22 protein-coding genes are annotated in these 25086 nt (G+C 35.5%); 17 read left to right on the top strand and 5 right to left on the bottom strand.

Annotation, left to right across the window (positions count from 1 at the left end; translation table 11 throughout):
• Positions 1–12: 12 nt before the first annotated feature.
• From purH to PALPR_RS15435, 4 genes are all read right to left on the bottom strand, one after another.
• Positions 13–1533: a bifunctional phosphoribosylaminoimidazolecarboxamide formyltransferase/IMP cyclohydrolase gene (gene purH, locus PALPR_RS10305; protein WP_013445562.1), complete on the bottom strand. Its 1521-nt coding sequence runs from the start codon at positions 1531–1533 to the stop codon at positions 13–15.
• Positions 1534–1729: 196 nt separating this feature from the next.
• A complete protein-coding gene (locus PALPR_RS10300) occupies positions 1730–2182 on the bottom strand; it encodes a DUF4268 domain-containing protein (RefSeq protein WP_013445561.1) in 453 nt (150 codons plus the stop codon).
• A 118-nt stretch (positions 2183–2300) separates the two neighbouring features.
• Entirely contained in the window at positions 2301–3419 is a 1119-nt protein-coding gene (gene dprA / locus PALPR_RS10295) for a DNA-processing protein DprA (protein ID WP_013445560.1), read from the bottom strand.
• A gap of 8 nt (positions 3420–3427) precedes the next feature.
• Complete coding sequence (locus tag PALPR_RS15435) at positions 3428–3823, bottom strand: VanZ family protein (RefSeq protein ID WP_013445559.1); 396 nt, start codon at positions 3821–3823, stop codon at positions 3428–3430.
• A 102-nt stretch (positions 3824–3925) separates the two neighbouring features.
• On the opposite strand from PALPR_RS15435, the gene PALPR_RS10285 reads away from it, so the two are divergent.
• On the top strand, positions 3926–4717 hold the full coding sequence (locus tag PALPR_RS10285; protein WP_013445558.1) for a M48 family metallopeptidase: 792 nt from the start codon (positions 3926–3928) through the stop codon (positions 4715–4717).
• Positions 4718–4855: 138 nt separating this feature from the next.
• Here PALPR_RS10285 and upp read toward each other — a convergent pair whose 3' ends face one another.
• Entirely contained in the window at positions 4856–5509 is a 654-nt protein-coding gene (gene upp / locus PALPR_RS10280; RefSeq protein ID WP_013445557.1) for a uracil phosphoribosyltransferase, read from the bottom strand.
• Positions 5510–6581: 1072 nt separating this feature from the next.
• On the opposite strand from upp, the gene PALPR_RS10275 reads away from it, so the two are divergent.
• The 16 genes from PALPR_RS10275 (at position 6582) to PALPR_RS10195 (ending at position 24994) form a co-directional block, all read left to right on the top strand.
• The gene (locus PALPR_RS10275) at positions 6582–7928 is read left to right on the top strand and encodes a hypothetical protein (RefSeq protein WP_013445555.1); all 1347 of its coding nucleotides are present in this window, start codon (positions 6582–6584) and stop codon (positions 7926–7928) included.
• A gap of 18 nt (positions 7929–7946) precedes the next feature.
• Entirely contained in the window at positions 7947–8354 is a 408-nt protein-coding gene (locus PALPR_RS10270) for a hypothetical protein (RefSeq protein WP_013445554.1), read from the top strand.
• A gap of 25 nt (positions 8355–8379) precedes the next feature.
• Positions 8380–9786, top strand: a complete 1407-nt coding sequence (locus PALPR_RS10265) for a hypothetical protein (protein WP_013445553.1) — start codon at positions 8380–8382, stop codon at positions 9784–9786.
• A 2-nt stretch (positions 9787–9788) separates the two neighbouring features.
• Positions 9789–13196, top strand: a complete 3408-nt coding sequence (locus tag PALPR_RS10260) for a hypothetical protein (protein ID WP_013445552.1) — start codon at positions 9789–9791, stop codon at positions 13194–13196.
• Positions 13193–14356 (top strand): hypothetical protein, encoded by a 1164-nt coding sequence (locus tag PALPR_RS10255; protein WP_013445551.1) that lies wholly within the window; start codon positions 13193–13195, stop codon positions 14354–14356. The genes PALPR_RS10260 and PALPR_RS10255 overlap by 4 nt, the downstream gene beginning before the upstream one ends.
• 3 nt (positions 14357–14359) lie before the next feature.
• On the top strand, positions 14360–15871 hold the full coding sequence (locus PALPR_RS10250) for a hypothetical protein (RefSeq protein WP_013445550.1): 1512 nt from the start codon (positions 14360–14362) through the stop codon (positions 15869–15871).
• 9 nt (positions 15872–15880) lie between these two features.
• Positions 15881–16624, top strand: a complete 744-nt coding sequence (locus PALPR_RS10245) for a hypothetical protein (RefSeq protein ID WP_148226464.1) — start codon at positions 15881–15883, stop codon at positions 16622–16624.
• Positions 16625–16629: 5 nt separating this feature from the next.
• Positions 16630–18462 carry a hypothetical protein gene (locus PALPR_RS10240; protein WP_013445548.1) on the top strand — a complete coding sequence of 611 codons (1833 nt, stop codon included), beginning with the start codon at positions 16630–16632 and terminating at the stop codon, positions 18460–18462.
• Between the two features lie 7 nt (positions 18463–18469).
• A complete protein-coding gene (locus tag PALPR_RS10235; RefSeq protein ID WP_013445547.1) occupies positions 18470–19006 on the top strand; it encodes a retropepsin-like aspartic protease family protein in 537 nt (178 codons plus the stop codon).
• A 216-nt stretch (positions 19007–19222) separates the two neighbouring features.
• Positions 19223–20062: a dnaj central domain-containing protein gene (locus PALPR_RS10225; protein WP_013445545.1), complete on the top strand. Its 840-nt coding sequence runs from the start codon at positions 19223–19225 to the stop codon at positions 20060–20062.
• 18 nt (positions 20063–20080) lie between these two features.
• Positions 20081–20734: a hypothetical protein gene (locus tag PALPR_RS10220; RefSeq protein ID WP_013445544.1), complete on the top strand. Its 654-nt coding sequence runs from the start codon at positions 20081–20083 to the stop codon at positions 20732–20734.
• 126 nt (positions 20735–20860) lie between these two features.
• On the top strand, positions 20861–21817 hold the full coding sequence (locus PALPR_RS10215) for a hypothetical protein (protein ID WP_013445543.1): 957 nt from the start codon (positions 20861–20863) through the stop codon (positions 21815–21817).
• Between the two features lie 174 nt (positions 21818–21991).
• A complete protein-coding gene (locus PALPR_RS10210; protein WP_148226463.1) occupies positions 21992–22654 on the top strand; it encodes a hypothetical protein in 663 nt (220 codons plus the stop codon).
• 105 nt (positions 22655–22759) lie between these two features.
• Positions 22760–23524 carry a methyltransferase gene (locus tag PALPR_RS10205; RefSeq protein ID WP_013445541.1) on the top strand — a complete coding sequence of 255 codons (765 nt, stop codon included), beginning with the start codon at positions 22760–22762 and terminating at the stop codon, positions 23522–23524.
• Positions 23525–23726: 202 nt separating this feature from the next.
• Positions 23727–24194 (top strand): hypothetical protein, encoded by a 468-nt coding sequence (locus PALPR_RS10200; RefSeq protein WP_013445540.1) that lies wholly within the window; start codon positions 23727–23729, stop codon positions 24192–24194.
• 101 nt (positions 24195–24295) lie between these two features.
• Positions 24296–24994, top strand: a complete 699-nt coding sequence (locus tag PALPR_RS10195; RefSeq protein ID WP_013445539.1) for a hypothetical protein — start codon at positions 24296–24298, stop codon at positions 24992–24994.
• Positions 24995–25086: the final 92 nt, after the last annotated feature.

The following is a 25086-nucleotide window of genomic DNA, read 5'->3' as shown; positions in this document are numbered from 1 at the left end:
CCTACGCGAGAATTAATGTTTAAAGTGGCGGAATCCGGTTGTTACCATAGCCAATCCTGTTTCGTCGCACTTGGCTATCGAGAGCTTGTCGTTAATAGAGCCACCGGGCTGGATAACGGCAGTAATGCCTGCTTCTGCTGCCAGTTCCACACAGTCGGGGAATGGGAAGAATGCATCCGAAGCCATAACCGCTCCTTTTAAATCAAAATCGAAAGCCGCAGCTTTATCTACAGCTTGTTTCAGCGCATCAACGCGTGATGTCTGACCCACACCGCTGGCAAACATTTGTTTGTTTTTGGCAAATACGATAGCATTTGATTTGGTGTGTTTTACAATTTTATTGGCAAAAAGCAAATCCTCAATTTCCCCGGCAGTAGGAGCTTTCGTAGTTACTACTTTCAGGTCTTCGGGAGTTTCTATGTGTGTATCTTTGTCTTGCAACAGCACGCCGTTAAGCAACGAACGGAATTGTTTACTTTTTATTTTAGCCTCTTTTATAATCAAAATGATTCTGTTCTTTTTTTGGCTTAAAATTTCAATAGCTTCCAGGTCGTAGTCTGGTGCAATAACTACTTCGAAGAAGATTTTGTTCATCTCCTCTGCTGTAGTTTTATCGATAATGGCGTTGGTAATCAGTACACCACCAAAAGCCGAAACAGGATCGCCGGCCAAAGCTGCATTCCATGCATCAACCAAAACCGGACGCGAAGCAATACCGCAAGCATTGTTATGTTTAAGAATGGCAAAAGTAATATCGTCGAAATCGTTGATTAAATTTACAGCAGCATCAATGTCGAGCAGGTTGTTGTAGGAAATTTCTCTTCCCTGAAGTTGTTCGAACATATCTTCGAACTTGCCAAAGAAAATACCGCCCTGATGAGGATTCTCGCCGTAGCGAAGTATTTTAGCATTGTTTTCGCTCATGCGGAAACCGCTTTTGTCTTGTCCATCAAAATAGTTGAAAATAGCCGAATCGTAGTGCGAAGAAACTCCGAAAGCTTCTTTGGCAAACCAGCGACGTTCTTCAAGTGTGGTTTCTGCACCGTTGGACGAAATAAGATCGAACAAAGGCTCATATTGTTCTTGCGAAGCTACGATAACCACATCGTTGTAGTTTTTGGCTGCGGCACGAATCAATGAAATACCACCGATATCAATTTTTTCTATGGTGGTTGGTTCGTCGGCTCCTGCAGCTACAGTAGCTTCGAAAGGATATAAATCTACAATTACTAAGTCAATTTCAGGAATTTCATATTCGGCGATTTGCGCTTTGTCGAGTTCGTTATCACGACGGTTCAGAATGCCGCCGAAAACTTTTGGATGTAATGTTTTTACTCTTCCGCCCAAAATCGAAGGATAGCCCGTGAGGTCCTCAACAGCACTACATGGAATATCGAGTGATTCGATAAATGATTGGGTACCGCCTGTTGAAACAAATTCAACACCTTCGGCATGTAGTTTTTTTATGATTACGTCCAAATTATCTTTGTGATAAACAGACACTAAGGCTCTTTTAATTCGCTTTTTCTCCATATTCCTTTTTTCGTTTATTTATGGGATGCAAAGCTACAAAAAAATTGTTATTTTATCAACATAAATATTCGAATGATTTTGGGTGTGAACGCAATTTAATAAGTTGATACAGAAATGCAAAAAAATCTATAGAAAGATATAAAAATGAGGTTTACTTCTCTTGATGTGTAAAATTGAAGAAAAGCAGAATTATTTTTTACTCAATCGCCTCTTTTACAGTTTTAAAGGCTTTTTCCAGTTTGAGCATTTCAGTAGCCATAAACTCGTAAAATTCCATCCATTGGATGCGGCGGTGAATGTCTATTCCGGTTTTCGTGGTGTAAATTCTGCATACTTCATTTCCGGCTTCGCGAACGTAAGCAAAATCCCAAATTAAGCCATCGGGAAACTGCTTTTCCATAATGGTTTTGTATTGTTCAAACTGTTCGTATTTCTCTAGTCTGTCTTTGGGGTTGTGGAGGTTTATTTCCAGTATTACGAAAGCGCCTTCGCGCGTAGCGTCGAACTTCATTTCTACGCCTTTCATCTTGGTATTATAAAGCATGAATTTGCTTTTGCGTCGCTTCAATGCCGGAATGTGGCTGCAATACGTCCCAAATCCTTCCCAAAATTCTTTTTTCAGTTGTTTTAATTCTTCTTTGCTATACATTTGGTTTATTGGTTAATTAGTTGATTGGTAAAGTAGTTAATTGGTTTGTTTTTATATTATTTTGATTGTCAGTCGAAACCAATCAACCTGTAAACGAATTAACCAATTAACCAATCAACTATTTTATAATCTTATACAAGTTCCCCGGCAAACATTTCACCACTCCTTTGAACTCCATTTCGAGTAACATGGACGAAATCCGGCTGACAGGTTTTTCCAGCAAAATAGAAAGCTCGTTGAGTTGCAGGCCGTCGGTATGTTGTCGTAATACGCTTACCACTGTTTGTTCTTCGTCCGAAAGTTCCAAAAACAAAGCAGTTTGGATAGAAGAACTCGCAGACACATTTTGTTTTTCCCAATTCATAAAACGTAATAAATCGTCGGCCGATTCGATGAGCGAAGCTTTATTATTTTTAATCAAAGCATTGCATCCGGCCGACCATTCGTCCGTCACTCTTCCGGGGAAAGTAAACACGTCGCGGTTATAATCATTAGCCGCTTCGGCAGTAATGAGTGCGCCACCTTTAATCGCCGATTCAATTACCACCGTGGCGTCGCAAAGTCCGGCAATGATTCGGTTTCGTTGTACAAAATTTTGCCGATCAGGATTTGTCTGGCTCAGATATTCTGTGAGTAAGGCACCGTCTTGCAGCATTTTTACTGCCGTAGGTCGATGAGCCGCAGGATAGATTCTGTCCAATCCGTGACCCACCACACCGATGGTTGGTAAATTATAATCGAGTGCTGCTTTGTGTGCACAAATATCCACGCCGTAAGCCAGTCCGCTTACAATAATTGTATTGGGTTGTGCTGCGGCCAGGTCGGCTATTAATTGTTTGCAGTTTTCTTTCCCGGTTTCGGTGGCGTTGCGGGTGCCAACTATGCCAACAAATTTGCCTGCATTCAAATCACAATTGCCTTTGGTGTAAATCATGATGGGCGAATCGGCGCATTCTTTTAGTCGGAAAGGATAATCGCGATCAGTAAAATAAAAAGGCTGAATTTTGTTTTTCTCTATAAATTCAATTTCCTGTTCGGCACGAGCTAAAACGTTTTGCGATACAATTTCTGAAGAGAGCGTTTCGCCTATTCCGGGAATTTTGGCCAGATGCTGTTTTTTCTCGCTGAAAACTCCCTCCGCACTGCCAACATACGCAATGAGGTTTTTGGCCAGGTTGTTACCAATGCCTTTTATCAGGGTGATACCGATTTTGTATTTCAGCGTTTCGTCAACCATTAGTGAGCTTAAAACCAGATTTTATATTTTTTCAATACTCGTGCGCTTAACAGCCCCAGCAATGTTCCGGCAATGTCACTAAACCAGTCAATCCATTCGGCTGTGCGGGGTGCAAAATAAATCGGTTGAAGAATTTCTACCAATCCACCCAACAAAATAGGAGTAATGATACAAGTAAACAGAAAGGACAATGACTTAATATTTATATGTTTATTTCGCTTATGAAAATCAAAAATCAGAATAAAAGTCAGTCCTGAATAAAGGAGAAGATGCACAAGTTTGTCTTCGTAAGTGAACGAAGGTACCCCGGTAAATGTTGAAGGAGGAGCAAACGATAAATACAAAATGCCGGCAATTATAATTAAGGATTCCCAATACTGGAACGGGTTATATTTTGAGGTCATATTTTAGTAATAATTTTATAAATCAGGATGAATAATTATCTTTGCAAAGATAACTTTTTTTAAACCGAGAAATAAATACTTCATCTATAAAAAGATATAATTATGAGAAAAACAATCTTTTTCCTTTTATTTGCAGTTATTGTAACATCTTGTTCTACAGTACTGCTTACCGGACGTAAACAGCTGTTGCTGGTAAACGATTCTGAAGTTTTGGCATCCAGTTTCCAGAGTTACAAACAGTTTATCGATTCGGTTCCGGCTTCTAAAGACAAAGTAAACACCGCTCTGGTAAAAAAAGTCGGAGGTAAAATTTCGAAAGTAGTAGAAGAATATCTAAAGGCCAATGGTATGGCGGCCGATGCAGCGACTTATGCCTGGGAATTTAATCTGGTAAAAGACACCACTATGAATGCATTTTGTATGCCGGGTGGAAAAGTAGTGGTATTCGAAGGTATACTTCCTGTTACTAAAAACGAAGTAGGATTGGCTGTGGTGTTGGGTCACGAAATTGCACACGCAATAGCGAAACACAGCAACGAGCGTATGAGTCAACAAATGTTGGTACAATACGGAGCTTCATTGACTGATCTGCTTACGTCGAAAAAGTCGGATATAACCCGCTCAACGATTGGCACCATTTACGGTATCGGTTCTCAATATGGTGTTATGTTGCCATACTCACGTAAACACGAGTACGAAGCGGATAAATTAGGTTTGATATTTCTGGCCATGGCGGGATATGACCCTAACGAAGCAATAAACTTCTGGGGCAGAATGGCTGATAAAGCGGGGAACAAACCCATAGAGTTTATGAGTACGCACCCATCGGACGAAAACCGGATTGCACAGCTAAAAGCATATTTGCCTGAAGCAATGAAGTATTATAAGAAATAAGGGATGACCCCTAGCCCCGTTCGGCTGAGCTCACGCCGAAGCCTAAAGGGGAACAAGAAATTGCTTTTGCATATTACTAAAAAACCTTCATTCAATTCCGAATGAAGGTTTTTTGTTCCCCTTCAGAGGTTAGGGGTTTTACAATTTCTCGCCAAAAGCCAAATCGCCGGCATCGCCGATACCCGGGATGATATACGAATGCTCGTTGAGTTCAGGATCGATGGCAGCTGCCCAAATGGTAGTCTTAGCTTCGGGGAAATGAGACGCAACATAATCGATAGCTTGCTGACTTGCAATAACCGTGGCAATATGAATATGCGCCGGTTTGCCTTTGGTAAGCAATGCACCATAAGCCAACTCCATAGAACCACCTGTAGCCAACATAGGATCGGTAATAATCAGCGTTTTTCCATCCAGGTTGGGCGAAGCTATGTATTCGATAAAAATGTCGAACTTCAACGCGTCTTTATACTTGCGGTAAGCCGAAACAAAAGCGTTTTCAGCGGCATCAAAATAGCTCAGAAAGCCCTGATGAAACGGTAAGCCGGCACGCAGGATGGTAGAAATCACCAGTTTTTCGTCAATCACCTCGGTATGAGCCACGCCAAGCGGAGTTTTCACGTCCTCAGGTTTGTAGCGCATGGTTTTACTCATCTCGTAGGCCATTATCTCGCCAATGCGCTCCATATTGCGACGGAAACGCATGGAGTCTTTCTGAATTTTTACCGACCGAATTTCTTTAATGTAATGTTTCAATACGGAGTTATTCTCCGATAGATTTATGATTCTCATTTAGTTCTGTTTTTTTCGGACACAAAAGTAATGCTTTTTCAAATTAAAACGATATAAAATGTTGAATTCGTGTGGGAATAATTTATCCGCCAAATCCGAACGCAACCCACGCGTCGGTATATCGGTGGCGATACCATTTTTTGAGGACTGGAGACTTCGCAGTTCCTCAAATCCTTTTTCACCCCCTCAAACCCTTTAGTAAAGGCATTTTTTACATAATCCATACGATTTTACGGTATATAATGGGTTTATTTTCAGCCCGAAAGCGGCGGAGTATGACAGAAATAGTCTGTGTTAAATATTCTTTGTTTAGAAAAATATTTCATATTCCCTAAATTAGAACATATCAGGCAGTTAAAACTATCTATTTGTAATAATTTCAACTTAAAAAGATGTTTTTTTTGAGATATTTGAACAAAATACAGAACAAGTATTGCAAAATTAGACAATATAACTTAAATTTGTCAGCAGAAAATTATAGCTGTTGACCTACACCGAGGAGTATTTTTTGATTGCAGACTTATAGAGTGAAATTCTATCGTACAATATCTAAATAATATCCATATGAATTTTATCATTACCGCAGGGCTTACACAAGCACAGCCCGAAAGAAACGGTTTGTTTACGAAACATTCCACCCACAGCGCCCACAGTGCGCATCGTTTTCAGTGTACCACTTATGTGAGTGGCAGTATTTCGCCGGAAAACTATTCACAATAAAACACTCACGAGCAAGCAAAAGCATCCATCGACTCCCGCCGAGCCGCAAGGGGACATATTATATCTGTCTGAAGTCAAATTCGGATTAGCTAAAGTAAAGACGGGACAAGATTCAGTGCAATTTAACCCAAACACTCACCATCACTCTACCCGGAGACGAACCGTATAATTTGGAGGTGAAGATGATAAGGGGTGAGAAAAGAAATTCTTCTAATGGCACGGGTTGATAGGCTCGTGCCAGCGGGGGATGACCTTAGTAAAATGAAACAATATAATGGTTTGAAATGCGAACCATTGGATACGAAAAGTAGGGAAAGAAAAAGTTAAGATAATACAATAAAAATAGACTTATATGCAGAAACCACTTTTAATACTCAGCTTGGCTGCAATATTCCTTTTTACTGCCTGCGGACATCGGGACAGGTCAAAACCATCAAATGAATGTGATGGCACTCGAGTTGACACATTAGCAATTACTCCAAGAGTAACAAAAGCTCATAACATCAATATCTATATCGAAAACTCCGGCAGTATGGATGGATATGTTTGCGGAAATACCGAGTTTAAAGGGGCTATCCGTGATTTGATGGTATTACTCAAACACTATTATGGAGAAGGAGGAAGTATAAAGGTCTATTTTATCAATAGCCAAATCAGAGGAACAGATACAAAGACTGACTTGGCAACTTTTGCTCAAAATATTAACACCCACTGGAAGGTGGAAGGGGAAAACCGGACTTCGAGTAATCTGAACAATGTATTCAAAATGATACTTGAAAAAACGGATAAACAAACTATTTCCATTCTTTTCTCCGATTGTATCTACTCTATTAAAGGAAAAGATGCCGAAGGTTTACTTTCGGACGAAAAAAGCCTGACAGAAGATGCGTTTCTTACCCGCTGGAGAGTTGACTCATTAAAATTAGCTACAACAATAGTTAAAATGAAATCGAAATTTACGGGGACCTACTATGATAAAGATAATCAGAAAACTCAGTTAAGCGGAGAGCTAAGACCTTATTACATTTGCGTAATTGGCAACAACGACATTATGCTCGATTTTAATCAAAAAATACAGTTGGAGAAAGATAAAATCGAAGGATTTGATAATAAATACGTCATTTCTACCGGTGCAACGGATGATTTGTATTATTCCGTACTGATGTCAACTGACAATGCCGGAAGATTTAAAGCTACAAGAGCACTCAGTACAAAAGAATATGTACATGGTATCGAAGATGTCGATGTAAGAAGCCGAAACAGGGACGAAAACGCAGGAAATAAATTTGCGTTTGCTGTTGCTATCGATTTTAAAAATGTTGCCGCTGAAGAAGATTATCTGCTAACTCCGAAAAACTATACGCTCAGTGATAATAATTTTATCGTCAAAGAAATCAAACCGGTTGATAAAAACAAGGTGAGTGCAAGCGATTGGTTGAAAATCAGTAGTGCGAATCCCACGCACATTATCGTATTGGAAGCAACGGGTACAGCCATTTCGGATGTAAAAGTAGCGCTGAAAAAACAAATGCCCCAATGGATAGAACAGACCACTACAATGGATGACAGATATATCCGTAAGAATCTGGATAAAACCTTCGGAATTAAATATCTGATTGAAGGTATTTCTGAAGCCTATCAGGTGATTTATCCTTCGGACGTGAACTTTTTTGAATTTGAAATAAAGATAAAAAAATAACATATAAAATAATTGGATATGAATGATTTTTTTGCAAACTGGTATGAATTAATAGATTATTTTCCTGGTTTTTCAGATGACATGTACAACCAAAATTTGTATATAACCATTGGTCTTTGTATGGTGCTAATTCCTATTGGAATTTTGACTATCTATTATTATGTTGTTGACTCAGTCAAATTTAATAAGGGGTGGTACTGGTTAATACTGGTTCTAATTTTATGTGCAACTAATTTTGGTATTGCTTACGGTATTAGTTACAACGAATTGTCGTACTTGTACGAACAGCAAAACAAAGTAATGCCCTACTCAACTGAATTTGTCGGTTTTTCATTTATTAATGCTTTCTGGACTTTTGTCGTTTCATTTGTATGGTCGATGATGATTAAATGGAAAAGCAAAAATTGTCGCAGAACACCATTTTGATTGAATAATTTAAATTGATATAAATATGAGTAAAATATATGTTTTTGGTATTGGAGGTACAGGAGCCAGAGTATTAAGGGCGCTAACCATGTTGCTTGCCTCAGGAGTAGAATGTAAAGCAGATACAATTGTCCCGATCATTATAGATCCGGATGCCGCTTCAGGTGATTTGGAACGCACAGTAGAATTAATGAAAAAATACGGTGAGATTCGAAGCAAACTGAATTTTGATACAAAAAGATCCAATCGCTTTTTCAAAACCTGTATTCAACAGACTATGGCTAACTTTCGTTTGCCATTAAGTAATACGCAGGATGTATTGTTTGACGAATACATGAATGTAAGCGGGATGAGCCGCGAGAATCAGGCATTGGTTAATATGTTGTTCTCGCAAAAGAATCTGGCATCGGATATGACGGTTGGTTTCAAAGGGAATCCGAATGTGGGAAGTGTTGTTTTAAACCAGTTCGACGATTCTTATGAATTTCAGAATTTTGCCAATGAATTCACCGATCAGGATAAAATATTTATTATCAGTTCTATTTTCGGAGGGACAGGGGCAAGTGGTTTTCCTCTTTTGCTAAAAACCTTACGCACCAGCGAGGAAGTGGCAAATAAAGGATTGGTTAACCCTGCGCATATCGGAGCTGTTACCGTGTTACCTTATTTTCAGGTAAAACAGGAAGACGACAGTCAGATAGATTCTGCCACATTTGTTTCGAAAGCAAAATCTGCCTTAGCGTATTATAACCGGAATATTAGTAAGAACAATGCAATAGACAATCTCTATTATATTGCGGATGACACCCGCACTACTTATGATAATTGTGAAGGAGGAACCAATCAGAAAAACAATGCACATTTAATTGAATTGATTTCTGCCCTGGCTATTATAGATTTTGCAAGCACTAATAAGCCGGAAAAAGCAGTGCATAAAGAATACGGATTGGACTCCGATACAAAAGAAATTATTTTTGATAATCTGGGGAAAATAAGTAAAAGTAAATTGCGAAAAGCGATGACCCAATTTCTTCTATTCTCAAAATTTTTTACTGAGAATGAAGAATCTCAATATCTCAATCAACCATGGACAAAAGACCGCGAATTGGATAAAACATTTTTTGATGGAGATTTTATCCGTACGTTGGAAAATTTCCAAACTGAATATCTTGCATGGTTAGGCGAAATGGCCAGACAGCAAAGAGCTTTTACCCCTTTCCATTTACGTAAAGATAAGGACAAAGTATTTGACCTTGTAAAAGGAATTACGCAGAAGAAATTATTGACAATCGATGCTAATTATAACCTTTACACCAACCGGTTGAATGGACAAAAAGGAGAAAGTAAATCAGGGGCTAAGGAGCAGCAACTTACCGAGTTATTTTATTTGGCAACAGAACAATTAGTAAAAGACAAATTTAATATCATATAGTTATGTCGAAAGTATTCAGATTATATAATATACAAGGGAATCCCAATATTGTAGATTGGCAGGATGCCAATGTTTACGGAGTTCAGGCTATTAGTGAAATAACCGATCCCGACGGAGCAGATGCAAAAAAAGAAATCACGTCTATTCCTTCACCATTTGCCCGTATCGACCTGATAAAAACAGCTTTCCGGGAAGTGGTAAATATGGCCAACCGGGACTCAAGAGGCAGAGGATATGCAGGATTGGATGGAAAAACCATTTACCATAAAATGGTGTCGGATGCGTTTGACATTGCCCAGATCTTTTTTAATATTGAAACTTTTAAGGATAAGTTCGAAATTTTGGTTTGGGACAGATCAAAGGATTTAAAAGTGAATAATGTATTGGGAAAAACATTAAAACGTTATCTGGAATCGGATGCCACCGGAGACGATCCCTATAATTTCGGTAAATTAGAACGGATTTATTTGCTAAACTATATTGGTCCTGACCGTCCGGGCAATCTGAATATTGTTGGGGCAACTTCTCCCGCTACATTGTTCTTCAGTTCGGCCAACGATCTGAGTTACGTATCTAAAAACATTAACTTTGGACAAGACAGGCCTTTTGATCATGAATATCAACCTTTATATAAGCGGGATTTTGAATTCCAGAAATATATTTATGCATTCAGAGAGGCTTATGGCATAAAAGCCTTTGGCAAACATTTCAGGGAAATAGAAGATTATTTGATTAGCAGTACGGGGAAGGAATGCAATTACAAACACCTCAATGAAGAGCAAAAAAGGATCATTGATGATTTGGATGAAAGCAGTATTGCCGGGTACGAACCGATAACTGTTGGAGAGAAAGGTGCGGATCAGTTGGATATTTTGGGCAAACCGTTCCACAAAAAAACAAAACTTATTAATTGGCAAAGCGATTTTGAAATTGAATCCACCTTGTTTCAGGGAGAAAAGAAACCTTTAGTATTACCTGTTGAAGCAGGTAATACGTATGAAAATTTAAAATTTACTACAGATAAATGGGGAAAGCAACACAAAGCGCCCTACTACAATAATACCTTATGGACAAACCGTAAGCTTCCTATTGTGGATGATGAATATCCTTATTTAACCATCAGCGATTTCCTGACCGATACCATTGTACGTATGCCTTATGAAATCAATAAGGAGAGTTTCTTCGATGGCAATATCGATCGTGCCGATGGGAAAAGTTATTTATTGCCCCTAACCGATTTATTTTTCCAATTCTTTACTACCGACCAGTTGCGAGGCACATTAAGGGATGGAAAAAAAATGTTCGAACTGAAAAATAATGCCGGAGGAGTCACAGCAGTATTACGCATACCCATAAAAGGTAACAAACATATTGAATACCGCCGTACCTACTTTGAAGCAGTTGAACCGGATATTGAAAATAATGATGGAGGATTGGTAGAAGAAGATTTTGTATATGCTCAATTCCCGTTGATAAAATTTAAAACGAATAATGAAGCCTATTATCGAATGGGCTTGCTCTCAAATTTTGATAATGCGGAAAAATATAGTCTCAGATTATATTATCAAAACAATTCATTAAAAAGTGATTTTATTGTTCGGAATGAACAGGACAACCGATATAATAAATACAAAACCTATATTCTTGAAAAATCAAATTTTGATTATCTGCGTATTGATTGTAATAATGAGATATCAGGTATAGTTTTACCTGAGTTCAAACATCAGGGAGGAATGCAACAATATACTTTTGCTATTGATTTCGGTACTACTAATATGCACATTGAATATAGTTTGGACAATAATCCTGCAAAGCCATTTGACATTACCAAAGATGAAATGCAAATTCATTTATTACTTAAGGTGGTGGATATTATGAGAAGAAACATCTTTAATTATGATATGCTTCCGCCTACACTTGGAATGGAGGAAGAATTTAAACTCCCTATGAGAACCGTTCTATCAGAAGCTTTGACAACCGATTGGAACAGTTCGGTATTCCCTATGGCACAAGTAAATATCCCTTTCCCTTACGAACGAAAAACAGAACCTGAATACAATAAGATTATCACAAATCTGAAGTGGTCGAATGAAAAGGATAATATAAAGCGGGTGACAAATTATATTGAATCATTATTTTTAATTCTTCGGAATAAAGTAATTCTAAATAATGGAGATATAAGTAAAACAAAAATCATTTGGTTTTATCCGATCAGTATGACACAACATCGCTATGATTTATTTAAGAAGGCATGGGAAGAGACATATAAAAAATATTTTGGAACAAATGTTCAAAATGTTATATCAATAACCGAGTCTGTTGCTCCTTATGAATTTTATAAATCATCTGCTGGTAATACCTCCAACATGGTGTCTATTGATATAGGCGGTGGAACTTCCGATATTGTTATTGCTAAGAACAAAGAAGTAAAGTTCATATCATCATTTCGATTCGCAGCCAATTCTGTTTTTGGAGATGGATACGTAACAAGTAGAAATGGTTCAATTCAGAATGGCATTATTCGTCAATTCAAAGAAGAAATAGACAAGATATTGAAAAATAACAATATGGATGATTTGGTGAAGATATATACAAGATTGGATCATAAAAATGTATCTAGCGACTTAGCATCTTTCTTTTTCTCCCTGAAAAATAATAAAGAGGTTGTCGACGCGAGTATTTCAAATGATTTGGACTTCAATAGAATTTTACAGGCTGATGACAAACAAAAAATTGTGTTCCTGTTTTTTTACGTTGCAATTATTTATCATTTGGTTCACTTAATGAAAGCTAAGGATATACCTATGCCAAGGCATATAACTTTCAGTGGCAACGGATCAAAAATGATTCAAATTCTCACTACCAATACTCGTTTATTGGAGAATTTCACTAAAATGATTTTTGAGAAAATCTATAATGAGAAATATCCCTCGGATGGATTAACAATTATTCAGAGCCCTACTATACCAAAAGAAGCCACCTGTAAAGGAGGTATTTCATCTCAAATAGCACAGGATTATACACAAATATCTGCTACAAAAGTGGTCTTAAAAGGATCGGATAATTGTACTTTTATTTCGAATGAAACTTATGGTAATATTGACCAACAACAATACATTGCCCGAACAACTGAAGAGATTCGAAAATTTATTCAGTTTACATTTGACCTGAATAATGACTTTTCATTTAAAAATAATTTTGGAATAGACAGTGCTTCCTTTTCGTCAGCAAAAACGGAATGTTTTCGTGATTTAGCTATTTATACCGAAAACGGATTAAAGCAAAAACTGTCCGAAGTCTCGGATGATGATTTGATTGAAGAAACATTTTTCTTTTATCCATTGAATGGGATGTTATATGCCTTAAGTAGTAAAATATGTGAACTTAATTCTGAAAATACGGCGCAATGAAAAAGATAATTTTTATTCTTACGGTCTTTTTATTTACATATTCTTCTTTTGTTTTCTCCGAAAATAGAAGAATAGATAAACTAACCTTTGATTCGTTAGCTAATTATGTGAATTGCAGATATGCAAAAGTATATATAGAATATTTGATTGATTCAACTGAGAATATATCGGATATAGATAAGAAATCATACACAGATACAATTAAGACTAAATTGATTGTTAAATCATATAAAGGTGCTTTGGTCGGAGTACAACTAGATACATTGTTAAGGAATCATAATTGGGGGAGTACTGCAAAGATTTGTAGTAACTGGTACAAAAGTAAAAATTTCAATCAAGTAATTAGCAAGTCCAATATCGAAATTATTCAATATCTACTTTCCAGAGAAGGAATATATTCAGGAGTCATAATAAATGATTCTGCCAATATAGAAAGTGAACTTATAAAGATATTTCCAGATGTTAATAATAATAATGGAAAAAATCAAAATCCACCGGATAATGGCAAAAAGTATAATTGGATATGGATATGTTCTATTTTATTGTTAGTTCAATTTTTAATTTCATACCTATTATTTCGCTATATATCTAAGAAGAATAATAAATTAGAATCAGAGATTAATCACAGGATAAACAAACATTCAGGAAACATCCTGGATTTATTAAATAGAGTAAGAAGTTTGGAAGATCAGCCCCTGAAGAACAATTTGAATGATTTATTTACAGGTGAATATAAGAATCAAATTATAAATGTTTTAGTGCCAGAAATAAAAAAACAGATTGACGAAGAAAAACGGGGAGGTGAATCGAAGACTGAGACTGGAACTAAGACTGAAATAAACAGACTTAATGAAAAGGATACTGTTAAATATCTGAAAACGATACAGGATGGAATTTTTTATTCGGTTTCAAATATTCCTAGTGATTGTTTCTTTAAACTATTTAATGAAAATGGTCGAACCGCTAATTTTGAGTTTTGTGGTGATGAACAAATAGCTATTGCAAATAAAGATTCAATAAAAGAAGTTTGTGAAACTTCTGGTTCGTCCATCGAAGCAAGAGGAATTCAAAATATTAAAGACGGGGCAGGTATTGTTGAGCTACAAGAAAATGGAACTTGGAAAGTAACACAAAAAGCTAAAGTTAAATTTATTTCTTAAGCCATGCATTATATAATCATTCTTATAATCATAGTCGGCATTGTAATTTGGCAGATAACAAGATTTGTTGATACTAAAAAGAAACTTCAGACATTAAAGTCAGTTTTTCCGGAAGGTAATAACTTTTACAGCCTAACGACATATACCACAGGAGAGTTTCGAATAGATTCCAAACATGATAATCCTGTTTGGAAAATCATACAGTCCTCCATCAATAATTACCTGCTTAATAATAAAGGAGCAGTAAGTGATTTTCATTTGTTGAAGGATATTGTTGACCGTAATTGCGATAGTAAAGAGGAGGAAATTGAAACTCAGATTCCTGTTCCGCTATATTTAGGATTAGTAGGAACAATGGCGGGAATATTAGTTGGTGTAGGTATATTATGGATAAGTGGAGGTCTTTCTGATTTATTAAGCAGCAGTACTGGTAATGGTGCAAAAGGAATTGAGGCACTGCTTGGTGGAGTAGCAATGGCAATGATTTCAAGTATCAACGGAATACTTCTAACAACCTGGGGGGCAGGAATGGCAAGAAAAAGTAAAGTAGAACTTGAAAATAATAAGCATTCTTTTTTGGGTTGGATTCAGGTAAATTTATTACCAAAGTTATCGGATGGTGGAGTGGCTGCAGAAATGGAAAAGGTTTCGCAGAACCTGAATTTGTTCAATAATACTTTCTCAAAAAACACACATGAATTAAAGGAAACATTTGCCTTTGTTCAATCTACCTATAAAGATATATCATCGGTATTAAACGCTATCAATCATCTCCGGATAAACGATATAGCTAAGTATAATATTCAAGTATATGAGAAAATGCATTCTTATATTGATGAAGTTGGAGCTTTAGGTATGCATTTAAGAGAGGTTAATCAGTATTTAAGTGCAACGAGTACGGTTGTTCAAAAATTAGATATGGTTTTTGAACGGGAAATATCTCAGTTCGATGAAAGGATTCGGGCAATAAAAAGAGCAGTTGGAAATATTGATGAGGGTATTGATCGCTCATTAACTGCTTTGAATACAAACACGGCTTTGCATTTGGATGAATTTGTCAAATCATCGGTTCATTTGAACGAAAGGTTTGAGAGAGTAATCGAGGAACAACATAATACTTTAGAGAATGCGGTTACTGAACAACAAAAACAATTTGGAGAAGAGCTTTTAAAGCAGGAAGCCAATATCATTGATTTTATAGAAAAGCAGAACAAAGTATTAGAATCAAAACCAATTGATATCCTTGTTTCTGAACTCCAAAATCTTACAGCGGTAAAAACAAGTATTGGTAATTTGGAACGTGCAACTAAAGAGCAGAATGGGAAATTAGATAGACTTTCTCAATCAATTGAAAAACTATCGCAAATGAAGGTAAATCATGGTGGAATTGATCCAATACCAACTACTCCTAAATGGATGAAAATTGCAGGTTTTGCTATCGGCGGTTGTATTGCGTTGTCGGGTTTATTTTTTGTGGTGATGGCTATTCTATTTTTAACTAAAACATTAAATTAATCTATGGAGGTGGCAAAACCTGAATTTGACCCTAAAGACGACGTTCCAGAGGAAATTTCTGAGAGGAATGATTCTTTACCAGAGAATGGAAAAGATTTATCAAAAGATATCACATTAAAAAAAACAAAAGCCATAGGAAAATTTGACGAATGGAATAGAAAAAAATTCGAGAATCTTCAGGCAAATACGCATCAGCAACTTATTGAATATCAAAAATTATTAGCGCATTATCACGATGAATTAGAAAGATTTAAAGGAGTTAATCCACGAGAAAAAAAAGAAATTGAAAATTTTGAGAAATTATACAAAGTTCCTAATGAAGAAAAAGCACATTCAGCAGAAGAATATGATAATTGGTCACAGAAAAAGTTTGATGAATTAAAAGAAAACGCCCAAAAGCAATTTTATGAATATGAATTGCTTTTGGAAAGGTATAAAAAGCAATTAGAGGGATATAGGGAACACGGTAATGAAAATAAAATAAATGAAGACTCATTTAAAAAGGAAAGTAATCAAAATAATTTTAAAGCGAGCGATTTTATTATTGATGAAATTAAGAGAAATATTGATGTTGTCCGAAGAATAATAAAAATAAAAAATCAAAAGAGAAATGGGAGATATGAAAAGAATGTCGAAACTCCATTTCAAAGAAAAATTATTCATCTCTTAGCCAGTACGCTTATTTTTATAGCTTTTATCGTTTTTATAATTGTTTCATTGAAATATTTATTTGATTTTAATTTGTTGAAATAATAAGAATGACAGAAAAAATATTGCTCATATTAATTTGTTTAATTTGTGTTATTCTGGGTGTTACTATAATCTTATATCATAAGATTATAACAGGGTGTTTCTTTAAAAACTTTTATATCAAATTTGTTTTTGGGATTTTTGGTTTCATATTTTCGGCTATTACATATTTATATTCATCATATACAAACATTTTACTGAATAGGTACAATCACGACAATTTTTTATCTTATCCCATTAATCAAATCAAACGGATTAATAGCAATTTTGAACAAATTATTAGATTTGACAAAAACAATCTCATTGCAGAAGAGTATAAATATAATTTTATTATAGACAGGACATTATCGACTATAAATCTATGTGATTCAATAATAAAAGATACCCTATCAAATCATTTTATTCAAGATATTAAAAGAGAGGGCCTTATAGATAACAACATTTTGATTAAGTATAAAAATATTATTAAAAGCCAATTTGAGATACCAGATGTTTTATTATGTGAGATGCTTTTATCGTTAAGCCAAAAAGATAGTAATGTAAACTGTACTGTCCTTATTTACAATGGAAATACTGGTTTAAAAGATAATAGTCGTGTCCCAACAAGTAGTGTAATAAAAGGGGGAATAAAAGATATTCTAAAAAACTATATTGATACATTAGGAAATCAAAACGGCGGCTTGATTAGGAATAATTCTGAAAAAAAATCATATCCACATTGGCGTCAAAATAGGAAAACTGATGTTTCTGAGATATTTAGAATTGCAACCACACAGTCTCATTTTTGCAATGGAAAATCTGTTATAACGATTCTTACAGATGTTGAATCTGACTCCATCAAAAATACTTATGGCTTGTTAGAACAAGAGCTTAAAAATTATACAGAGAATTATCCAAAAAACATTTTGCAAATTTTACAATTAAAAGGAAATTTAAAACAGAATAAAGATGCAATTGCAAAAAACAATTCATTGATTGATAAGTATACCACATTTATACCTTTCGATAAATTTTATCAACCGAACATAATAGATGAAAATGAAATTAAAAATTTCTGTTCTTTTATTGTTCAAATACCTGTGAAAGATACGAGTCAGCAATTGGACTTTTATTATCCATTAGCGTCTGGTAAATTTCAAAACATTAATGCTTCAACTGTCATATTTAAAAACTTACCCAAAAAAGATTCTATATTTTTATTCCGATTAAAATGCGAGTCAGGAAATAAAGAAAAACTTGTATTGAATATTGGTTTACAATTAAATAAATCAAAGCAATTATTTGGTGATCCTGAAGAATTGGAGATAGATAGCATAACTAAATATCCACTTACATTTGCTGATAATCAAGATAATATAAATAATTTTTTTTTGGAGATTTCAACACCATCTGGTAGAATAAGGCAAAAAATACTGATTTGTTTTAAAGAATGTTTGGCTATAAATGTTTGTTATCTCTTGATTTTTCTTAATACTCTATTTTTTGTTTTGTTATATTTTATTAGTTGGTTTTTTTGTTTAAAAATAAGCAATTGTCGTTGCGTTACAAATAACCAGTTGTTAAATATTGTCGCACCTTATATTGTATTTTTACCGTTTTTAGGTATTTGTATTTTAATTCTCTATGGAGTGAGAATTCTTTGTGTTATGCCATTATTTTTCATATTTTGGCTTTTGTTTGTATTTCTTATTAGCCTTTTGTTGTTTTTTTTCCAGAAGCATGAAAATGATGAAGAAAGAAAGGATTTTAAACATTGTACCATAAAAGCTAAAGGGGCTCCCTCTAATAGATTATATTTGAAGATATTTAATATTAGAAAAAAAGTAACGAGGAAAAATTAAGAATCACATGAACAATAAAAATATAATCTATATATTGATAATTCTGTTATTTATTGTTTCGTGTCGACATCGTAGTAACAGAGAGCACTTGGATGAAAGAAAAATTGAAAGAGAACAAGTTGCACCCAGAGAAACATGCCATCAGAAACGTAATTTTGATAAATCAGTAGTGAAAATGAGTCAGCAAGATGGTGTTTACCATGTTCCATGCAAGATAAACGGTACGGAAATGGAATTTATATTCGATACCGGAGCTTCAAATATTACCATGTCATTGACAGAAGCATTGTTTTTGTATAAACAAGGAAAATTAAAAGACGAAGATTTTCAGGGAACGCAGCAATATAGAATTGCAGATGGTAGCATTCACGAAGGAATGATAGTCAATCTTCGAAAAGTAGAAATTGGGAATTTGGAATTAAATAACGTTCAGGCATCTATAGTGGATAATATGGACGCACCCTTGCTTTTAGGTCAGTCAGCATTGGCTGCTTTCGGTAAAATCTCAATTGATTATAACCGAAATGAGATAACATTTGAATAAAGAACCATTATGTGGGCAATTATAAAAATCATAATCGGATTATTTATTTGGCTAGCTTTGCCCAGTCTTATATTTAAAAAGAAAAGCAAAAAGAGATCGGTCTATAAACGCTTTGTATCAATTGTCTGTATAGTAGTAGGGGCACTTATTGTTATTTTAGGAGTCATTGATATTATAAAATACCTGTATCATATTTTATTGTCGTAAATAAGAATTATGTCGAAACAATGTCCAGTATGCGAAACAATCAACCATAGCGCTGCTAATCATTGCAGTAAATGTGGTGTTGAACTTCCCGACAAAGAACTTTCGGAAGAAGATAAATTGCGTATTGAGTTGCACGAAGCCAACACTACGATTCAAGGGTTAAATGTGGCTCTCGAAGAAATGCGAAAATTCAAAAACACGTCCGAAAAAGCACAAAAAATCGTTGCAGATTACAAGCTGAAACTAAACGAAAAACAGCGAGAGATTAGTACATATTCAAACACATTATCAGAAAAAGACAGGAAAATCTCAATTCTTACCAAACAACTGGAAAGTATAAAAAACAGCCGAAATAAATGGGTATCTATTTTATTGATAGCTTGTTTAATTTTGGGAATTAGTTCGATCGGTTTAGCTGACTACTATGTTCAAAACAAAACTAACGCTAAAGCTCAGGATTCAACTGAAATAAGCAAATCAGCTAATTTGAATCGGCATATTTCCAAACGCAAGAAACATGCAAAATCAAAAAAAAATAACGTAAATAACAGTCAAGACAAGGAATCATCAAACGCAGATGCATACATAGAATGCAAGATATGCGAAGGTAAAGGATTTACTTATAGCAAAGAGAATTGTTCGATTTGTAAAGGTACTGGCACTTCTGATTGCTCTAAATGTGGTGGTACTGGTAGTATAGTAGGTGCTGAAACAAATTGGATGAAAGCCACATGTCCAGTGTGTTTAGGAAAAGGGAAAAGTATATGTAAAACTTGTAATGGTTCAGGAAAAATAAATGAAGAAGTAAAATGCAGCATCTGTAATGGAATAGGAAAAAGTAAATTGTAATGTATTAATAACAATAATATGAGTAAATCAAAAAAAGAATCCTTTTTCTGGACAAGCTATTCGGATTTGATGACAAGCTTGTTCTTTGTAATGCTAGTGCTTTTTGTCTTGGTGATAGTAATGTTGCATAAAAAAATAGAGGGTCAGGCAATTGAGCTAAATAGGTTAAACTGGATAAGACAAATCGATGAGCAGTTTAAGCCTTTAACTGAATCCAAAAAGTTCATATATTTTCCCCAAACAAAGAAATTTGTTGCGAAAGATTTAATTGGTCAAGAAATCTTTCAACCTACTCAGACCAATATCTTACCGCAATACATAAACACTACATTAGAAATTGGAAAAGACTTGGAACGATTGTTGAAAAAATTATCAGCTAAAAATCATGGAATTTCATATCAATTGGTTATTGAAGGTAATATGGCTAATACTTGGAATAAAACTATTGATAAGAATAATATATCTGGCTACAAAACAAGTTATGAAAGAGCATTGGCAGTTTATCTTCTTTGGTATCGTCATGGAATTGATTTTAGTAAAAACAATACAGAGGTTTTAATTTGTGGAAGTGGCTACGGTGGTTTTGATAGGGATACTGTGCATGAAGAAAACAATAAACGATTTACTATACAAATCATTCCCAAGGTTAGTTCGCCCGAAACAACACGCTAAAATTGTTGTATCTAAACGTCGAGTTTCTACAAATCTCTCCCCCTTGTTTATAACGAGGGGGTATGTAGTCAATCGTTTTACGAACGACAGCAAAAAAACTTAGTTGAAAACAAATAACTAACCAGTATGGAAAAAACATTAGACATTACTTTCGATTTGTTTAAAATTGATATTTTATGGTTCGAAAAATTCTCCCCTGAGAATCCTGACGTGGAAAATTTTGTAGGGATGAATGTGGATGAACCGGAAGATTCCGACATTCCGATGTTTATGGTAACCTGTGCGTATGACTTCAGCATAAGTGACACGCAAATCAGGGAATTTTACGTAGACGCGTATGCCAAACTTCCACAGTATGCTATTCTGAAGATTCGGGCACATTACCGTATGGAAGAAATTCCGGATTTCGAATGGGATGATGTGTTTATGCCCGGACGACTGAGGGTATTGGTTGAAAATGCCATTCAAAACGGGCTGTACCATTTTATAAAACAATGTGCTGCCAGAGGAGTAAAACTCCCGTCGGAAATAGTGGAGCATGAACCGGAGATTCCCGCAGACGAAATAGATAAGCTTACTGCAAATTTGATTGCTGACTATTTCGATCACCGAAAACCTTTTCTGGAAGCAAATGCTGAGGCTATAGCAATGCATGCCATCACGCTTCCTCCTAGCCAGAACTGGATAGTTACAATAAACCTGACGCTAATGATCATGGAAGAGGTGTTGTTTCATAACCTGCACTTCAATCGTCGGCTTAACCGGGAGAAATTTTTTGACATCGTGCCTGAATCCTTTTTCTATAGTCTGCGCAACAAATGTATCGTATTAAGCCAACAGGAAATTACACTTAATCAGTTGGAAATACATTATTTCCTGATTGCACAAGATTGCGCCTTACAGATGGCAATGGGCGAAAAGGGGGATTTTTTGAACGAAGTAATGGTGTCCCGTGGATTCGTAGCTGATGTACAAAAAATATGGTATACCGGTGCTGCTAAGTTGGTAGAACTATGTAGAGGTACAGTACAAGATTCTATCGAAAGCCAGGAAAAATTTGACTGGTATAAAATGCTGAGTTGAATAAGGTTCTATCTTTTAAATTACAGAGCTATGTTTGAAGACGAAGAAGACGACGTTTTAGAAATGTAGGAAGCCGAAGCATGGTACGATAACAATCTGCGTTTTTTTGATTGGAAGAACAATCCTATCCCTGGATTGCCGCTGAAAGTTGAACTGTTTTATCATTCGGTATATGTGCCTTTCAAAAATGAACTGAAAAAACCGCTTCGCCAAATGGTAAACCGACATTACAAGTATATCGCTACCGAAACCCGGCCGGAAGTGCTGGCAAGGATAGAACGTAAAATAGAATGGGTAGGACATGAGTTTATCTTGTTTTTGCGCAATATGGTTGAGGAATGGAAAACCGGAAAAGATCTGCGCGAGGTATTCCCAAAGCTCGACGAATGGGCTGTCAGTTATCTGTCGTACCGAAAACCGAGGTATCAGGATCCGACATTTTGGGATCAGTTCGACTGGCTGACCAAGGAACAAATTCAAAAGTTTATTGAAAAGGACCGAAAGGAAGCCGACGAGGTATTTGCTTTCAAAGAAAAACCGCGATCTGAATTCTATGATCTGCTGCAAAGCCTAACGTTTAAATACTACCCGGAAGTGCAAGAGTTAGATGCCGACGGCTGGATTATGTTTGAAGTATTTATGCGCGATGAGTACACCAATTATGAGTTAGATTTTGAACATTACGATGGATTTATTAAATATGGTTTTGGCGTAGATGATTTGGACTTACCTTATGAAGAATACAATGCAAAATGTGCGGAAAGATGGAAGGAGCAGAGAGAAGCTGAGCTACGCCAAAAGGAAGAAGAAAATAAAACAGAGGAAGATGGTTTGTAAAGAGACTTCCCTGATGTAAACGGGGGGGGAGAGGTGAAAATAAACAAATTTCATTATGATTAGAGAAAATGAACGGGTGGAGACTATAGTGTTTTCAATAAGGAAATGACTAATGGGCTGGGAAAATTTAAGTTCTATCATCCTGTAGGAACTTTTAGTTTGACTCCGGCAAGCAATATTCTTATCCAGGCAATTATTGATAATCAAAGTCTTTTACATGGTACCGGTATTGATTGGGGATGCGGAGTTGGTTGCTTAGCAATATTGGCCGCTCGTATCAAGGGAGTTGATAAAGTGTATGGTTTGGATATTGCCCAACCGAATATTGATGCAGCGATAATAAATGGACAGGAGAATCAAGTTGCAGATAAGCTTGTTTTTATGCCGGCAGATTCATATCAACCATTCTCGCAGCAGCATCAATCTGAACTAGAGAAAATGAAAGGAAAGATCGATTTTATTATCGCTAATCCGCCATCGAGTACAGGGGATGACGGTTTTGCTTTTCGACGAATGGTTTTGAACGGCGCTAAAAATTACTTAGGAGATGGAGGAATTGTTTTATTAAATATCTCATTTCAGTATGGCATGCAACGGATTGAATCTCTATATAAAAACATTGAAGGTTTCAGTTATTCAGGTGTAGCAGCCAGCACCGACTATGTTCCTTTTGATCTATCTCGTCCTGATTTGCTAGAGTGTTTAGGAATATATGCAAAGGAAGAACAAAAAGGAGGGTATGAATATACTTTTTGTAATGCAGATAATAATAAGTTTTCGAATGCGGAAGCGGCTCTTAAGAATTATATTGAGAAAGGAGTGAGCCCCTTGACAAAATGGCAAACACATATTTTTAAGTATAATAGATAGTTTGCTTGTTTGTAATGAGGAGCTATAAAAAATAGATATATACGGAGTGACGAAATGAATGCAGAGAAGGGTCTCGCGAACCAACGGTCATAATTCTAATCGCGTTGATTTAATCCGCGATTAAAAATTGCGAGACCCCAAAATGAAATAACCATTAACCTCTTTATCAGAGACGAGGAGGAATGGAATAAAAGAACAGATTATGGAAATCAAGAAGAATTTATTAAGGAGTGAGAAAAAATCGTACTTAGGAATTGCTGTAGGTGTAGGCTTCTTTATTATCTCCATTGTTTGGATTGTCCTGAAAATTAGAGACGGACAAAAGATATCGCTCTTTGATTGGTTTTATGTTGGAATCTTTGCATTGAATGGAATATCTCACACGATGGTCGGTTTTGGATTTCGAATGGTAGAACTATTCGGCAAAGCTTTCATCTTGATAAATAAAGAGAAAATTTCGTTGAAAGCAAAAGTACTTGAAAAAGAGCAAACCGCATTATGGTCGGAAATCCACAGTGTTAATTATAATTTCAACAAACTGTACATACACAAAACTGACAATACAACGCTGACTTTCAATCTCTCAGAAATAGACTATGCTTTTAAAAATGAGATTAAAGAGTTTGTCAAAAGTATTGCAAATGAAAAACAGATAATTGTTGCATTTTGAGCCGGATTTAGCGATTAAAAATCGCGAGGCCCGAAAAATAGAAACAGCGTAACCTGAAAAGCTGCAACAAGAAGCAAAAGAAATAATAAAAACAAACACCAATGCAAGACGAAATTACAAAACATTCGAGGAAAATATATAAGACCCTGAAGAATTCCAAAAAACCAATTATCGAAAAATCTAAAGAGATATTTATCGAAATTTTTATTATCGTTTTTTCAGTAACGCTCTCCATTTGGTTGCACAGTTGGACTCAAGAAAAGCATCAACAAAAAGAGGCGATGGAGTTCCTGATCGACTTAAAAGATGATTTGAATAAGGACATAGAGAGTATGTCTAAAAAGAAAGTGCAACTATCCGAGGCAATTAAACAATACAGCTACCTGAAAAATCTTACAAAAGAGCGGATTGATAGTTTATCGAACAAAAAACAAGGTATTGACATAGCAGTATCTTATGTCATCCGTAAAACTAACAATGGTAATTATGAGGGTTTTAAATCCAGTGGAAAAATTGGATTTATCGAAAATAAAAAACTCAAGAAAATGATTCTTGAATATTATCAGGAAGATGTGCCATCTACTGATGAAGCAGAGAAATATTATAATTCACGACTGAGTAAGATAGAAGATTTAATATTTCAAGATAAAGACAAAAAAAAGAAGTTTCTAGATCCTGTTCTTAAAATGTCATTTGGGGTAGTTATTCAAATAGCAGAAAACAATAAAAGAAATTATGATGCTGTTTCAAAAGATGTACGAGAAATCATTAATGAGATTAATAGAGAAGAAAAGAAATAAAGGGTTTCGCGTTTTCTAAAGCCGCGATTGAAAATTGTGAGACCCCAAAAGTAAACAGCGTAACCTGAAAAGCTGCAAAAGAGTAAGGAGCA

It is taken from the genome of Paludibacter propionicigenes WB4 (assembly GCF_000183135.1).
GTDB lineage: Bacteria > Bacteroidota > Bacteroidia > Bacteroidales > Paludibacteraceae > Paludibacter > Paludibacter propionicigenes.
Note: the sequence above shows the minus strand (reverse complement) of the source record. Positions and strands in the feature narration are given on the sequence as shown.

What these genes read in the sequence shown, in the direction of transcription:
- purH (WP_013445562.1), bottom strand. Translation starts at nt 1,533, where the DNA reads ATGGAGAAAAAGCGAATTAAAAGAGCCTTAGTGTCTGTTTATCACAAA.
- PALPR_RS10300 (WP_013445561.1), bottom strand. Translation starts at nt 2,182, where the DNA reads ATGTATAGCAAAGAAGAATTAAAACAACTGAAAAAAGAATTTTGGGAA.
- dprA (WP_013445560.1), bottom strand. Translation starts at nt 3,419, where the DNA reads ATGGTTGACGAAACGCTGAAATACAAAATCGGTATCACCCTGATAAAA.
- PALPR_RS15435 (WP_013445559.1), bottom strand. Translation starts at nt 3,823, where the DNA reads ATGACCTCAAAATATAACCCGTTCCAGTATTGGGAATCCTTAATTATA.
- PALPR_RS10285 (WP_013445558.1), top strand. Translation starts at nt 3,926, where the DNA reads ATGAGAAAAACAATCTTTTTCCTTTTATTTGCAGTTATTGTAACATCT.
- upp (WP_013445557.1), bottom strand. Translation starts at nt 5,509, where the DNA reads ATGAGAATCATAAATCTATCGGAGAATAACTCCGTATTGAAACATTAC.
- PALPR_RS10275 (WP_013445555.1), top strand. Translation starts at nt 6,582, where the DNA reads ATGCAGAAACCACTTTTAATACTCAGCTTGGCTGCAATATTCCTTTTT.
- PALPR_RS10270 (WP_013445554.1), top strand. Translation starts at nt 7,947, where the DNA reads ATGAATGATTTTTTTGCAAACTGGTATGAATTAATAGATTATTTTCCT.
- PALPR_RS10265 (WP_013445553.1), top strand. Translation starts at nt 8,380, where the DNA reads ATGAGTAAAATATATGTTTTTGGTATTGGAGGTACAGGAGCCAGAGTA.
- PALPR_RS10260 (WP_013445552.1), top strand. Translation starts at nt 9,789, where the DNA reads ATGTCGAAAGTATTCAGATTATATAATATACAAGGGAATCCCAATATT.
- PALPR_RS10255 (WP_013445551.1), top strand. Translation starts at nt 13,193, where the DNA reads ATGAAAAAGATAATTTTTATTCTTACGGTCTTTTTATTTACATATTCT.
- PALPR_RS10250 (WP_013445550.1), top strand. Translation starts at nt 14,360, where the DNA reads ATGCATTATATAATCATTCTTATAATCATAGTCGGCATTGTAATTTGG.
- PALPR_RS10240 (WP_013445548.1), top strand. Translation starts at nt 16,630, where the DNA reads ATGACAGAAAAAATATTGCTCATATTAATTTGTTTAATTTGTGTTATT.
- PALPR_RS10235 (WP_013445547.1), top strand. Translation starts at nt 18,470, where the DNA reads ATGAACAATAAAAATATAATCTATATATTGATAATTCTGTTATTTATT.
- PALPR_RS10225 (WP_013445545.1), top strand. Translation starts at nt 19,223, where the DNA reads ATGTCGAAACAATGTCCAGTATGCGAAACAATCAACCATAGCGCTGCT.
- PALPR_RS10220 (WP_013445544.1), top strand. Translation starts at nt 20,081, where the DNA reads ATGAGTAAATCAAAAAAAGAATCCTTTTTCTGGACAAGCTATTCGGAT.
- PALPR_RS10215 (WP_013445543.1), top strand. Translation starts at nt 20,861, where the DNA reads ATGGAAAAAACATTAGACATTACTTTCGATTTGTTTAAAATTGATATT.
- PALPR_RS10205 (WP_013445541.1), top strand. Translation starts at nt 22,760, where the DNA reads ATGACTAATGGGCTGGGAAAATTTAAGTTCTATCATCCTGTAGGAACT.
- PALPR_RS10200 (WP_013445540.1), top strand. Translation starts at nt 23,727, where the DNA reads ATGGAAATCAAGAAGAATTTATTAAGGAGTGAGAAAAAATCGTACTTA.
- PALPR_RS10195 (WP_013445539.1), top strand. Translation starts at nt 24,296, where the DNA reads ATGCAAGACGAAATTACAAAACATTCGAGGAAAATATATAAGACCCTG.